We start from the raw sequence: 13,470 nt of genomic DNA on the forward strand, positions 1-13,470 counted from the left end.
CTTCAGCCCCCTGCAGCGGTTCGTCACCCAGCAGCAGGTCCTTGTCGTGGCTGACCTGTTCCTCTTCGAACATGCGCCAGGTCTTGTCGCCTTCGACGCCCAGCAGTTCGACAAAACGGCGGCCATCGACCTTGTCGCTCAACTGGCCAATGTAGCGGCCCTGTTCGGTTTCGCTGCGGGCGAGGGTGATCTTTCGGTCTTTTTCCGGCTGGGTCGGCGAGATCAGGTTCAGCTCCAGGGTGGCGGGCGCGCTGTTGCCGCTCAGGCGCAGGTCGACTTCGCCGGTGAGGTCATCCAGGTGCACGCTGGCGCGCAGTTGCAGGGTCTGGGCCAGCAGTTCGCGGTCCAGGGAGCGGTTGATGCCTTTGCCGGCCTCGTAGTAGTTGTCGTTGACCAGGTTGTCCGGGTTGTTCACCGCAATGGTCACCATGGACAGGGTCAGGGCCACCGAGCAGGCCAGGATGCCGATGATGATCCAGGGCCAGAGGTGCTTGTACCAGGGGCTTGTGGCGGTCGCTGCGGGCATGATGACTTCTCTTAACGAATTTGTGGGCCGATGAACCGGCTCTTGGCTTCAACGTGGACGCTTTCGTCGTCGGCGTCCTTGAGGATGAATTTCACCTCGTTGGTGCTCGACGGCAGTTGCTCGGGCGAGCTCGACAGCTCGACCGGCATGCTGACGATATCGCCGGCCGCCACCTTGATCTCGCGTCGGCCTTGCAGCTTGAGGTCCGGCAGGCCGGCGGCGTCCAGTACGTAGGTATGGTCGCGCTGATCCTTGTTCATGATCTTCAGGCTGTAGACGTTCTCGATCCGGCCTTCGGCGTTCTCGCGATAGAGCACGCGGTCCTTGCTGACATCGAAGCCCACCAGCGAGCGCATGAAGAACGCGGTGACCAGCAGGCTGATCATCGTCAGCAGCACCAGCGCATAACCGATCAGGCGTGGACGCAGTTTATGGGTTTTCTGCCCGGACAGGTTGTGCTCGGTGGTGTAGCTGATCAGGCCGCGCGGGTAGTCCATCTTGTCCATGATGTTGTCGCAGGCGTCGATGCAGGCGGCGCAGCCGATGCATTCGATCTGCAGGCCGTCGCGGATGTCGATGCCGGTCGGGCAGACCTGGACGCACATGGTGCAGTCGATGCAGTCGCCCAGGCCCATGGCCTTGTAGTCGACACCTTTCTTGCGCGGGCCGCGACCTTCGCCGCGACGCGGGTCGTAGGAGACGATCAGGGTGTCCTTGTCGAACATCACGCTCTGGAAGCGGGCGTAGGGGCACATGTAGATGCACACCTGTTCGCGCAGCCAGCCGGCGTTGCCATAGGTGGCGAGGGTGAAGAAGCCGACCCAGAAGTACGACCAGCCATCGGCCTGGCCGGTGAAGAAGTCGATGACCAGCTCGCGGATCGGCGAGAAGTAGCCGACGAAGGTCATGCCGGTGACGAAGCCGATCAGCAGCCAGAGGCTGTGCTTGCTGAACTTGCGCAGGAACTTGTTGGCGCTCATCGGCGCCTTGTCGAGCTTGATGCGCTGGTTGCGGTCGCCTTCGGTGACCTTCTCGCACCACATGAAGATCCAGGTCCAGACGCTTTGCGGGCAGGTATAGCCGCACCAGACGCGCCCGGCGTACACGGTGATGAAGAACAGGCCGAAGGCGGAGATGATCAAAAGCCCCGACAGCAGGATGAAATCCTGGGGCCAGAAGGTGGCGCCGAAGATGAAGAACTTGCGCTCCGGCAGGTTCCACCAGACAGCCTGGTGGCCGCCCCAGTTGAGCCACACCGTACCGAAATACAGCAGGAACAGGGCCGCGCCGCCCACCATCCGCAGGTTGCGGAAGAGGCCGGTGAAAGCGCGTGTGTAGATTTTTTCCCGAGAGGCGTAGAGATCTACGCTGTTGTTCGAATTCTTGGCAGGAGGGGTAACGTCATGTACCGGAATCTGGTTGCTCATCATTGCATCCCACGGCAGTGGAGAAATGCCCCGGTCAGTACGTGCCGACCGCGATCAAATAGGGGTGTTGCAGTGGCGCAATGATACGCCTGTCGCTCTAGCTCAAGGGTGCGACCTTTGGTCGCGTTGGGGGAAATCAATTGATGGTGTAATGACTTGAATCAATTGACTTGTGAATTATGGACGCTTTTCGCCGCGACCGCGTTCAATCGCTCCACGGGTTGAGCAACTGCACACCGCTGGACTGGAAGTCGGCGATGTTGCGGGTAACGACTGTCAGCCCATGTTCCAGGGCGGTCGCCGCAATCAGGGTATCGCATTCATTGCTGCGATCCGGAACATGCAATCGGGCGCAGCGCATAGCGACAGCAGGATCAATGGCCAGGATTCGTCCGTCGAAAGCGGGCATCACGCGCAGTTCCAGCCAGGCACGCAGCAGGGCCCCTTGGGTGCGATCGCGGCGTTCCAACCGCAGGATGCCGGTTTCCAGTTCCAATAACGTAATGACTGATAAAAACAGGCTGGTGGGCGCCACGGTCTGAGCCCAGGCCACTACCTGGCGATCAGCGTTGGGCTTGCGTAATTCGGACACAACGTTGGTATCGAGCAAAAACATCAGGACAGATCGATCTCGCGAGGAATGATGGTGGCGCGCTCTGTTTCGAAATCGATTTCAGGCGCTTCAGGCATGGCCAGCATGTCGACGATGCTGGTGTTCAGGCCGCTCAGTTTTTCGTAGTCCTCAATGCTTAGCAGCACATGGGCGGGCCTGCCACGGTCGGTGATGATGACCGGGCCGTTTCTGGAGGCTTTTTTGGCACCACTTGTGTCCTGATTGAATTCGCGGCTGGAGATGGTGGTGATAGGCATCGTCATACTCTCGACAAAAATTTCATGTAGCAACGTTACTACTCTTGGCGTGAAGGGGGCAATCTCAACCGGGGGTGGAGCGACGGACGTGAGGGAGAGGGAAATAAAAAGGCCCCGCCAATGGACATTGGCGGGGCCTTTTTCTGTTACCCGAAGGTGTCTGCCTTACTCGGCGTCCGCCGGCTTGTCACTGTGGGACAGGCTGTAGACGTAAGCGGCCAGCAGGTGAACCTTGTCGTTGCCTTGCAGCTGTTCCTGGGCAGGCATCTGACCCTGACGGCCGTAACGGATGGTCTGCTGCAGTTGGGCGAAGCTCGAGCCGTAGATGAACGCGCCCGGATGGGTCAGGTCAGGTGCGCCCATGGCTGGGGTACCTTTACCGGCCGGACCGTGGCACGCCACGCAGTTGGCGGCGAAGATCTTCTGGCCGTTGGCCGGATCGGCCTTGGCGCTTTCCGGCAGCTTGCGGCCATCGAGGTTGGTCAGCACATAGGCGGCCACATCGCTGACGCCTTGCTCGCCGATGACTTCCGCCCAGGCCGGCATCACCGCGTGACGACCGCCCATGATGGTGGTCTTGATGGTTTCCGGCTCGCCGCCCCAGCGCCAGTCGGCGTCGGTCAGGTTCGGGAAGCCATAGGCGCCCTTGGCGTCGGAACCGTGGCAGACCGAGCAGTTGGAGGCGAACAGGCGGCCACCCATCTTCAGGGCTTGCGGGTCCTTGGCGACTTCCTCGATCGGCATGGAGGCGAACTTGGCGAAGATCGGACCGAACTTGGCGTCCGACTTGGCCATTTCCTTTTCCCACTCGTGCACGCCGGTCCAGCCGGTCTGGCCGTTGGCGAAGGGGGTCTGTTTTTCGGTATCCAGGTAGTTGTAGCCTGGCAGGATGCCTTTCCAGTTACCCAGGCCCGGGTACAGCACCAGGTAACCCAGGGCGAAGACGATGGTGCCGACGAACAACATGAACCACCATTTCGGCAGTGGGTTGTCGTACTCCTCGATCCCGTCGAAGGAGTGGCCGACCGTCTCGTCGGTCTGCTCGGCGCGCTGGCCCTTGCGGGTCGACAGCAGCAGCCAGGTCAGGGCGAAAATGGTACCCAGACTGAGGACTGTGACGTACAGACTCCAGAACGTAGTCATTCTTTGTTACTCCTAGAAGCTTGCTCGACGTGCTTGATGGCTTCGGGATCATCCGCGAACGGCAGCAAGGTGGCGTCTTCGAACTCGGACTTGCGCTTGGGGCTGAACACCCACAGCGCCAGGCCGATGAAGGCCACCATCACCACTACGGTGCCCAGGCCACGAATCATCCCGATATCCATCCAGATCACCGTTTGCTTTTGATGATGGTGCCCAGGCCTTGCAGATAGGCCACCAGCGCGTCCATTTCGGTTTTGCCCTTCACGGCATCCTTGGCACCGGCGATGTCTTCGTCGGTGTAAGGGACGCCGAGCGTGCGCAAGACTTCCATTTTTTTCGCGGTGTCTTTGCCGTCGAGCTTGTTTTCTACGAGGAACGGGTAAGCCGGCATTTTCGACTCAGGTACAACGTTGCGCGGGTTGTACAGGTGCGCACGCTGCCAGTCATCGGAGTAACGACCGCCAACGCGGGCCAGGTCCGGACCGGTACGCTTGGAACCCCACAGGAACGGGTGGTCCCAGACGCTTTCACCGGCGACCGAGTAGTGGCCGTAGCGTTCGGTTTCGGCACGGAACGGACGGATCATCTGCGAGTGGCAGCCGACACAACCGTTGGCGATATAGACGTCGCGGCCTTCCAGTTCCAGGGCGGTGCGCGGCTTCATGCCTTCGACCGGCTTGTTGGTGACGTCCTGGAAGAACAGCGGAACGATCTGGGTCAGGCCGCCGATGCTGACGGCGATGACCATGAAGAAGGCCAGCAGGCCGATATTCTTCTCTACTGCTTCATGCTTCATCAGTGAGCTCCAACTACAGCGATCTGAGCGGCGGCTTCAGCTTCAGCCGGGTTCGAGGCGCGAACGGTACGGAACACGTTGTACGCCATGAACAGCATGCCGGCGGCAAAGAACGCACCGCCCAGGGCGCGCACGATGAAACCAGGGTGGCTGGCCTGCAGGGCTTCGACGAAGGAGTAGGTGAGGGTGCCGTCGTCGTTGATTGCACGCCACATCAGGCCCTGGGTGATGCCGTTGACCCACATCGAGGCGATGTACAGCACGGTACCGATGGTAGCCAGCCAGAAGTGGGTGTTGATCAGGCCGATGCTGTGCATCTGCTGGCGACCGAAGACTTTCGGGATCATGTGGTACAGGGCGCCGATCGAGATCATCGCTACCCAGCCCAGGGCACCGGCGTGTACGTGGCCGATGGTCCAGTCGGTGTAGTGCGACAGCGAGTTGACGGTCTTGATCGCCATCATCGGACCTTCGAAGGTCGACATGCCGTAGAACGCCAGGGACACCACGAGGAAGCGCAGGATCGGGTCGGTGCGCAGCTTATGCCAGGCGCCCGAGAGGGTCATCATGCCGTTGATCATGCCGCCCCAGCTTGGTGCCAGCAGGATGATCGACATGGCCATGCCCAGGGACTGCGCCCAGTCCGGCAGGGCGGTGTAGTGCAGGTGGTGCGGACCGGCCCAGATGTACAGGGTGATCAGCGCCCAGAAGTGCACGATGGACAGGCGATAGGAGTAGATCGGACGCTCGGCCTGTTTCGGCACGAAGTAGTACATCATCCCCAGGAAGCCGGTGGTCAGGAAGAAGCCCACGGCGTTGTGGCCGTACCACCACTGGATCATGGCGTCGGTCGCGCCCGAGTAGGCCGAGTAGGACTTGAAGAAGCTGACCGGCAGGGAAGCGTGGTTGACGATGTGCAGCATCGCGGTGACCACGATGAAGGCACCGTAGAACCAGTTACCCACATAGATGTGCTTGGTCTTGCGCTTGACGATGGTGCCGAAGAACACCAGACCGTAGGTGACCCAGACGATGGCCAGCAGGATAGCCAGGGGCCATTCCAGTTCCGCGTATTCCTTGGTGGTGGTGTAACCCAGCGGCAAGGTAACGATCGCGCCGACGATCACGGCTTGCCAACCCCAGAAGGTGAAGGCCGCCAGGCTGTCGGAAATCAGTCGCGTTTGGCAGGTTCGCTGCACGACGTAGTAAGAAGTGGCAAACAACGCACATCCACCGAAGGCGAAAATCACCAGGTTGGTGTGCAGCGGGCGCAGGCGTCCAAAGGTCGTCCATGGCAGACCGAAGTTCAACTCCGGCCAGACCAGTTGCGAGGCGATGAAGACACCGAGCCCCATGCCAAGGATCCCCCAGACCACCGTCATGATGGCGAACTGGCGGACTACCTTATAGTTATAAGCAGTCGGACTGATTGCTGTGCTCATTCTAAGGTTCCACGGTTTGGGTGTTTTATTAGGAGTAAAAATCGGCCGCAAGTATGGAGAAAGCGGGGGGTCATTGCAACGCGCCATGACCTGGGTCAATGCTTTCAAAAGCTGATTCTGCGGCCTTTCCATGCGCGGAGTAAGGACAAAATCGGCCCCGGACAAAATGTCGCAGCGGATGAAAAAGGCGAGGGGTACAGGTCAGTTGTAACCGGGTGTGTGGAAAGCCCTTGAACGAGCGACAGACGGTAAGTGGCGCGACAGCCGGTATAAACCAGCCTTTGCGGCCTGTCCTCGAACAACGGCTTCGAATGGAGCGGCTACTTCTGGTCTGTGACCGGCCAGTGCCAGTCCACTGCGAAGCAGCTTAGACCCGAATCCGGAGAGTGGAAAGGCAGGGAGTAGAGAGGGTGCGACACTTGGTCGCAAAGGAGGAGGGCTAAGCTTCAAGCGGCAAGCTGCAAGTCAAAAACTCACAGCTTGCCGTTGATCTTTTACTTATCGCTTGCAGCTTCTGGCTTGCTGCTGTGGGAGAGGCTGTAGACGTAGGCCGCGAGCAGCTGGACCTTGTCGTTGCCGAGCAGTTCGTTCTGCGCCGGCATGTGGCCCTGGCGACCGTGGCGAATGGTCTGTTGCAGCTGGGTCAGGCTGGTGCCGTAGATGAAGCCTGCCGGTTGCGTCAGGTTCGGCGCCCCCATGATTTCAGTGCCCTGGCCGTTGGCGCCATGACAGGCGACGCAGGTGGTGCTGAAGGCTTGCTTGCCGGCGCCGAGGTCGGCGCTGCTGTCGGCGGGCAACGGCAGGCCGGCGAGCTCGTGACGCACATAGGCCGCGACGTTCTTCACCCCGTCCTCGCCCAGCACTTCACCCCAGGCTGGCATGGCCGCCATGCGGCCACCCATGATGGTGGCCTTGATGGTGTCGGCGTTACCGCCCCAGCGCCAGTTGTTGTCGGCGAGGTTAGGGAAGCCGAACGCGCCCTTGGCATCCGAGCCGTGGCACACCGAGCAGTTGGAGGCGAACAGGCGTCCGCCCATTTTCAGCGCCTGCGGGTCCTTGGCCACTTCTTCCACGGGCATGGCGGCGAACTTGGCGAAGATCGGGCCGAACTTGGCGTCTGCCTTGTCCATTTCCTTTTCCCATTCCTTGGTCTGGGTCCAGCCGTCCTCATAGCCCGGCAGGATACCTTTCCAGTTGCCCAGGCCCGGGTAGAGGATCAGGTAGCCGACGGAAAACACCAGGGTGCCGGCGAACAGCAGGAACCACCATTGCGGCAGGGGGTTGTCGTACTCCTCGATGCCATCGAACGCGTGCCCCATGGTCTGGTCGACGCTGCCCTTGGTTTCGCCCTTGCGCGTGCCGATCAACAGCCAGGTCAGGCCGATCAGGCTGCCTATGGTCAGTACGCAGATGTACGTACTCCAGAAGGTGGTCATGGCCGAATGCTCCTTGTCGCATGCTCTTCGGATTGAGCGTCATCAGATGGATTGCCGGGCACTTCCGGCGAAGGTTCGTCGGCGAAGGGCAGCAGGCGCGCCTGGGCGAACTCCGGGTTGCGCTTGGCGTTGAAGACCCAGATCGACAGGCCGATGAAGGCAATCATCACCACCAGCGTGCCGAGCCCGCGGATCATGCCGGTATCGAGTTCAAGACCCATGGCTCACCTCTTGCTCTTGATCGCAGTGCCAAGCACTTGCAGGTAGGCGACCAGGGCGTCCATCTCGGTCTTGCCCTTGAGGGAAGCGACGGCACCGGCGATATCGTCGTCGTTGTACGGCACGCCGAGGGTGCGCATGGCGCGCAGCTTGGTTTCGGTGTGGCTGCTGTCGACCGCCTGGGTGACCAGCCATGGGTAGGCCGGCATCTTCGACTCGGGCACCACGTTGCGCGGGTTGTACAGGTGCGCGCGGTGCCAGTCGTCGGAGTAGCGGGCGCCGACCCGGGCCAGGTCCGGACCGGTACGCTTGGAGCCCCACAGGAACGGGTGGTCCCAGACGCTTTCGCCGGCGACCGAGTAGTGGCCGTAGCGTTCGGTTTCGGCACGGAACGGACGGATCATCTGCGAGTGGCAGCCGACGCAGCCTTCGCGGATGTAGATATCGCGGCCTTCCAGCTGCAGGGCGGTGTAGGGCTTCATGCCTTCCACCGGCTTGTTGGTGACGTCCTGGAAGAACAGCGGGACGATCTGGGTCAGACCGCCGATGCTCACGGCAAACACCATCAGCAGCATCAGCAGGCCGACGTTTTTCTCGATGACTTCGTGTTTCATGGCGGACTCCTCAGGCCATCTGCGCAGCGGCGGTGATTTCGGCAGGCTGGGCTGCGCGTACGGTGCGCCAGGTGTTGTAGGCCATCAGCAACATGCCGAAGAGGAAGATCGCGCCACCGGCGAAGCGCACGATAAAGCCCGGATGGCTGGCCACCAGGGTTTCGACGAAGGAGTAGGTCAGCGTCCCGTCTTCGTTGACCGCGCGCCACATCAGGCCCTGGGCGATGCCGTTGACCCACATCGAAGCGATGTAGAGCACGGTGCCGATAGTGGCCAGCCAGAAGTGCGCGTTGATCAGGCCGATGCTGTGCATCTGCTCACGACCGAAGACTTTCGGGATCATGTGGTACAGCGCGCCGATGGAGATCATCGCTACCCAGCCCAGGGCGCCGGCGTGGACGTGGCCGATGGTCCAGTCGGTGTAGTGGGAGAGGGCGTTGACGGTCTTGATCGCCATCATCGGACCTTCGAAGGTCGACATGCCGTAGAACGCCAGGGACACCACCAAAAAGCGCAGGATCGGATCGGTGCGCAACTTATGCCAGGCCCCCGAGAGGGTCATCATGCCGTTGATCATGCCGCCCCAGCTGGGCGCCAGCAGGATCAGCGACATCACCATGCCCAGCGATTGCGCCCAGTCCGGCAGCGCGGTGTAGTGCAGGTGGTGCGGGCCGGCCCAGATGTACAGGGTGATCAGTGCCCAGAAGTGCACGATGGACAGGCGATAGGAATACACCGGACGTTCGGCCTGCTTGGGCACGAAGTAGTACATCATCCCCAGGAAGCCCGCGGTCAGGAAGAAACCCACCGCGTTGTGGCCGTACCACCACTGGACCATGGCGTCGGTCGCACCGGCATACAGCGAGTAGGACTTGGTCAGGCTGACTGGCAGCTCCAGGTTGTTGACGATGTGCAGGATGGCCACGGTGATGATGAAACCGCCGAAGAACCAGTTGCCGACGTAGATGTGCTTGGTGTTGCGCTTCATCACCGTGCCGAAGAACACGATGGCGTAGGCCACCCAGACGATGGTGATGAGGATGTCGATCGGCCATTCCAGCTCGGCGTATTCCTTGGAACTGGTGTAGCCCAGCGGCAGGCTGATGGCCGCCAGGAGGATGACAAGCTGCCAGCCCCAGAAGCAGAACGCGGCGATTTTCGGCGCGAACAGCTGGGTCTGGCAGGTGCGTTGCACCGAGTAGAAGGAGCTGGCGAACAGTGCGCAGCCACCGAAGGCGAAGATCACCGCGTTGGTGTGCAGCGGGCGCAGGCGACCGAAACTGGTCCAGGGCAGGTTGAAGTTGAGTTCGGGCCAGACCAACTGGGCAGCGAGAAAAACCCCGAGCCCCATGCCGACGATGCCCCACACCACCGTCATAATGGCGAATTGGCGGACCACCTTGTAGTTGTAGGCGGTACTGATAGAAGTGTTCATGGTTCCCCATCCACGGTTCAGCTGAAGTGAAAGCGACTGCGCACGGCAAGGCGCGCTCACTTCTTCTGGAGTTATAGGCAGACTAAAAGCGAGGTAAGCATGGGCAAACGGCAAGGGGCTGTTATTGACGGGGATCAATGGGCGCAGTGCGTGCGGGAACGTGGCTGGCTCTGGGATGTCGCGCAGGAGCCGCTGGCCGGCGAACCGCTGACCCTGATCCTGGCCCATGGCGCCGGCGCGCCGATGGACAGTGCTTTCATGAACGACATGGCCGCACGCCTTGCGGCGCATGGGGTCAACGTCCTGCGCTTCGAGTTTCCCTACATGGCCCAGCGTCGCCTCGATGGTGGCAAACGGCCGCCTAACCCGGCGCCGAAGCTGCTGGAGTGCTGGCGCGAGGTATATGCCCAGGTGCGACCTCATGTCGCTGGGCGGCTGGCCATTGGCGGCAAGTCCATGGGCGGGCGCATGGCCAGTTTGCTGGCCGACGAGCTGGGCGCCGATGCGCTGGTGTGCCTGGGGTATCCGTTTTATGCCGCCGGCAAGTCGGAGAAACCGCGGGTCGCCCACCTGGCCGAATTGCGCACCAGGACCCTGATCGTCCAGGGCGAGCGCGACGCCCTGGGTAACCGCGAGGCGGTCGAAGCCTATGCGCTGGCGCCGGCTATCGAACTGTTCTGGCTGGCGGCCGCCGACCATGACCTGAAACCACTCAAGGCCTCCGGCTTCACCCATGAGCAGCACCTGGAGGCGGCCGCGCGGAAGGTTGCCGAGGTTTTGCGCGGTCTGACTGGCTGAACGACTCTTCTGTAGGAGCAGCCGGTCGACGTTCGATTGCTCGCGATTGTTTTTCAAGGCGACAACGGTGGCGACTGCCAGGCCGCATCGCGAGCAAGCTTCGCTCCTACAGGGTGCGCGGGGCTGGAAAAAGGCAATAAAAAACCCGGAAGGCAAACCTTCCGGGTTTTTTGTTTTGCGGCTTAGCGGTTGAAGCGTTCGACCAACGAGTACTGCGTGTTGGCGGTGCGGGTCAGCTCTTCGCTGAGTTGCGCCGAATGCTGGGCCTGTTCCGAGGTCTGGTCGGCCAGTTGGGCAATGGTGCTGATGTTGCGGCTGATCTCTTCGGCCACCGCGCTTTGTTCTTCGGTGGCGGCGGCGATCTGGGTGGTCATGTCGGTGATGTTGGCCACCGCTTCGCTGATCCCCACCAGTGCCTGGTCGGCTTCCAGCACCCGGGCCACGCCTTCCTCGGCCTGACGATGCCCGGCGTCCATGGTCTGCACCGCCGTGCTGGCGGTTTGCTGGAGCTTGGCGATCAGGTTGTGGATCTGGCCGGTGGACTCGCTGGTGCGTTGCGCCAGTTGGCGAACCTCGTCGGCCACCACCGCGAAGCCGCGGCCCATTTCCCCGGCACGCGCCGCTTCGATGGCCGCGTTCAACGCCAGCAGGTTGGTCTGGTCGGCGATGCCCTTGATCACATCGACCACGCCGCCGATTTCGTCGCTGTCCTTGGCCAGCTGGGTCACAGTCAGGCCGGTTTCGCCCACTACCACCGACAGGCGCTGGATCGCTTCGCGGGTTTCCCCGGCGATGTCGCGCCCACGCCCGGTGAGGCGGTTGGCCTCCTGGGTGGCGTCGGCGGTGCGCTGCACGTGGCTGGCCACTTCCTGGGTGGTGGCGGCCATCTGGTTGACCGCGGTGGCCACCTGTTCGGTTTCCACACGCTGGCGTTCCAGGCCGCTGGAGCTGTTGTGCGCCAGGGTGTCGGACTGCCGCGCCTGCTCGTTGAGGTGCTCGGCGGTGTCCTGCAGACGAGTCAGGCAGGTTTTCAGGCGGGCTTCCTGGCTGAGGATCGACATCTCCAGGCGCGCCTGGGCGCCACGGCTGTCGGTGTACATCTGGGCGATCAGCGGGTCGGAGGTGGTCTGTTCGGCCAGGCGCAGCAAGCGCTTGAGGCCGCGCTGTTGCCAGCTCAGCCCGAGCAGGCCGAGCGGCACGGAAAGGCCGGCGGCGAGGGCAAAGCCCCAGGAAGAGTTGAGCCAGACGCCAATCAGGAAGCTCAGCTGGCTGACCAGGATGAACGGCAGCCAGTCCTGGAGCACCGGCAGCCATTTGTCGCGTTTCGGAATCGCCGACTTGCCCTGGTTGATGCGTTGGTAAAGCGCTTCGGCCCGACGGATCTGCTCGGCGGTGGGCTTGACCCGCACCGACTCGTAGCCGACCACTTGCTGACCTTCGAAGACCGGTGTCACGTAGGCGTTGACCCAGTAGTGGTCACCGGTCTTGCAGCGATTCTTGACAATGCCCATCCATGGCAAGCCTTGTTTCAGGGTGGCCCACATATGCGCGAACACCGCGGCCGGAACGTCGGGGTGACGGACCAGGTTGTGCGGTGCGCGGACCAGTTCCTCACGAGAAAACCCGCTGATTTCAACGAAGGCATCGTTGCAGTAGGTGATCACGCCTTTGGCATCGGTGGTGGAGATCAACCGTTGCTGAGCCGGAAAGGTACGTTCGCGCTGGGTGACGGGCTGGTTGTTACGCATGGTTTTTCTATCCGCAAGGCTTTGATAGGTTGTCGGCGGTCTTCGCCAATTGTTGAAGTTTTTTTCTGGAATTTGAGAAGTGCCTCATTGACAGAGAGCTGATTCTGCAAGGTGGCGCGAGGGGGCGGCGAAGCCGAGGCCCGTTCAAGGCGCCCCGGCTTGGCCAGGATCAACCCGCGAGCATCGGGTAGGTGAACAGCCCGAAGTGCAGCAGGTTCAGACCGAAATGGGTGGCCACCGCGGCACCCAGGCCGCCAAAGCGGTAGGCCAGGCCGTAACCGACCCCGGCGATGCTCGCCAGCAGCCACCATTGCCAGCCGGCGCCCACATGCACCAGGCCGAACAGCAGGGCCGCGCACATCAGCGCCAGGTTTTCGCCATAGGGCAGATGCTTGAAGCGACGGCTCAGGCCGCCCTGAATGTAGCCACGAAACAGCGCTTCTTCCACCAGGGTGACCAGCAGCAGGTTGTTCAACACCCACAGCCAGGCCTGATCCGGCCATTTCGGCGCCCAGTCGATGATGCCCAGCAACACCGCGCCGCCCAGGGCCGCCAGTGCGGTCAGGGTCAAGGCCAGGGCGGTGGTGTAGAGGGACAGGCGCAACGAGCGGCGGCCGATGATCCAGGGGCAGACCAGCAACAGCCAGAAGCCGATCAGCGGCTTGTCCTGGTTCAGGTACATGGAAAACGGCACGGCGTCGGCGGTGAAGCGTTCCGGGCCGATCGCCCGACCATTGTAGAAACCGGGCAGCCAGTGCATGGCCAGCGCCAGGGCCAGCACCACGAACAGGCCGTGCCCCAGGTAACGCGCGTAAGGGCTTTTCTGCTGGCGCACGGCAAAGCCCGCGCACAGCAGCAAGGCGACGGAAACCGCCGCCAGCAGGCCCAGTTGGCCGTAGCTCAGGGCCAGGGCGTAACCAATGGAGAGAAGTGCCAGGTACATCCATGGCAGAACAGTCATGTGAAATCCTTGTTGCGAAAAGAATGGAATCAGCCGCTCGCGCCACCTGCGTCAG

At 61.9% G+C, this 13,470-nt stretch carries 15 protein-coding genes; 1 reads left to right on the forward strand and 14 read right to left on the reverse strand.

The annotated features are described in order from the left end of the window. From DK261_RS29130 to ccoN (DK261_RS29185), 12 genes are all read right to left on the reverse strand, one after another. Positions 1 to 526: FixH family protein (locus tag DK261_RS29130; protein WP_110177510.1), on the reverse strand; the 526-nt coding region annotated here is incomplete at its 3' end. 11 nt (positions 527 to 537) lie between these two features. Next, positions 538 to 1,953, reverse strand: a complete 1,416-nt coding sequence (gene ccoG, locus DK261_RS29135) for a cytochrome c oxidase accessory protein CcoG (protein WP_110177224.1) — start codon at positions 1,951 to 1,953, stop codon at positions 538 to 540. Between the two features lie 205 nt (positions 1,954 to 2,158). Beyond that, positions 2,159 to 2,569, reverse strand: a complete 411-nt coding sequence (locus tag DK261_RS29140) for a type II toxin-antitoxin system VapC family toxin (RefSeq protein WP_110177226.1) — start codon at positions 2,567 to 2,569, stop codon at positions 2,159 to 2,161. After that, complete coding sequence (locus DK261_RS29145) at positions 2,569 to 2,823, reverse strand: type II toxin-antitoxin system Phd/YefM family antitoxin (RefSeq protein ID WP_016704960.1); 255 nt, start codon at positions 2,821 to 2,823, stop codon at positions 2,569 to 2,571. Before DK261_RS29145 ends, DK261_RS29140 begins: the two co-directional genes overlap by 1 nt. Positions 2,824 to 2,988: 165 nt before the next feature. Next, positions 2,989 to 3,966 carry a cytochrome-c oxidase, cbb3-type subunit III gene (gene ccoP / locus DK261_RS29150; protein WP_009047944.1) on the reverse strand — a complete coding sequence of 326 codons (978 nt, stop codon included), beginning with the start codon at positions 3,964 to 3,966 and terminating at the stop codon, positions 2,989 to 2,991. Further along, positions 3,963 to 4,148, reverse strand: a complete 186-nt coding sequence (locus DK261_RS29155) for a CcoQ/FixQ family Cbb3-type cytochrome c oxidase assembly chaperone (protein WP_003175465.1) — start codon at positions 4,146 to 4,148, stop codon at positions 3,963 to 3,965. Before DK261_RS29155 ends, ccoP (DK261_RS29150) begins: the two co-directional genes overlap by 4 nt. 5 nt (positions 4,149 to 4,153) lie before the next feature. Further along, positions 4,154 to 4,762, reverse strand: coding sequence for a cytochrome-c oxidase, cbb3-type subunit II (ccoO, locus tag DK261_RS29160; protein WP_009042961.1), 609 nt, complete (start codon positions 4,760 to 4,762; stop codon positions 4,154 to 4,156). Further along, complete coding sequence (gene ccoN / locus DK261_RS29165; RefSeq protein WP_009042962.1) at positions 4,762 to 6,204, reverse strand: cytochrome-c oxidase, cbb3-type subunit I; 1,443 nt, start codon at positions 6,202 to 6,204, stop codon at positions 4,762 to 4,764. The genes ccoO (DK261_RS29160) and ccoN (DK261_RS29165) overlap by 1 nt, the downstream gene beginning before the upstream one ends. 494 nt (positions 6,205 to 6,698) lie before the next feature. Then, positions 6,699 to 7,640, reverse strand: a complete 942-nt coding sequence (ccoP, locus tag DK261_RS29170) for a cytochrome-c oxidase, cbb3-type subunit III (RefSeq protein ID WP_038631221.1) — start codon at positions 7,638 to 7,640, stop codon at positions 6,699 to 6,701. After that, positions 7,637 to 7,861, reverse strand: a complete 225-nt coding sequence (locus DK261_RS29175; protein WP_009047946.1) for a cbb3-type cytochrome c oxidase subunit 3 — start codon at positions 7,859 to 7,861, stop codon at positions 7,637 to 7,639. The genes ccoP (DK261_RS29170) and DK261_RS29175 overlap by 4 nt, the downstream gene beginning before the upstream one ends. Before the next feature lie 3 nt (positions 7,862 to 7,864). Further along, positions 7,865 to 8,473: a cytochrome-c oxidase, cbb3-type subunit II gene (gene ccoO / locus DK261_RS29180; protein ID WP_009047947.1), complete on the reverse strand. Its 609-nt coding sequence runs from the start codon at positions 8,471 to 8,473 to the stop codon at positions 7,865 to 7,867. A 10-nt stretch (positions 8,474 to 8,483) separates the two neighbouring features. After that, positions 8,484 to 9,908, reverse strand: coding sequence for a cytochrome-c oxidase, cbb3-type subunit I (ccoN, locus tag DK261_RS29185; protein ID WP_009047948.1), 1,425 nt, complete (start codon positions 9,906 to 9,908; stop codon positions 8,484 to 8,486). 99 nt (positions 9,909 to 10,007) lie between these two features. Between ccoN (DK261_RS29185) and DK261_RS29190 the strand changes: the two genes are divergently transcribed. After that, complete coding sequence (locus tag DK261_RS29190) at positions 10,008 to 10,706, forward strand: alpha/beta family hydrolase (RefSeq protein WP_041989223.1); 699 nt, start codon at positions 10,008 to 10,010, stop codon at positions 10,704 to 10,706. 182 nt (positions 10,707 to 10,888) lie between these two features. On the opposite strand, the gene DK261_RS29195 is transcribed toward DK261_RS29190, so the two are convergent. Continuing rightward, complete coding sequence (locus DK261_RS29195) at positions 10,889 to 12,454, reverse strand: PAS domain-containing methyl-accepting chemotaxis protein (protein WP_009047950.1); 1,566 nt, start codon at positions 12,452 to 12,454, stop codon at positions 10,889 to 10,891. A gap of 169 nt (positions 12,455 to 12,623) precedes the next feature. Further along, positions 12,624 to 13,415: a CPBP family intramembrane glutamic endopeptidase gene (locus tag DK261_RS29200; RefSeq protein WP_009047951.1), complete on the reverse strand. Its 792-nt coding sequence runs from the start codon at positions 13,413 to 13,415 to the stop codon at positions 12,624 to 12,626. Positions 13,416 to 13,470: the final 55 nt, after the last annotated feature.

Source organism: Pseudomonas sp. RW409, assembly GCF_003184125.1.
Taxonomy (GTDB): Bacteria; Pseudomonadota; Gammaproteobacteria; order Pseudomonadales; family Pseudomonadaceae; genus Aquipseudomonas; species Aquipseudomonas chlororaphis_I.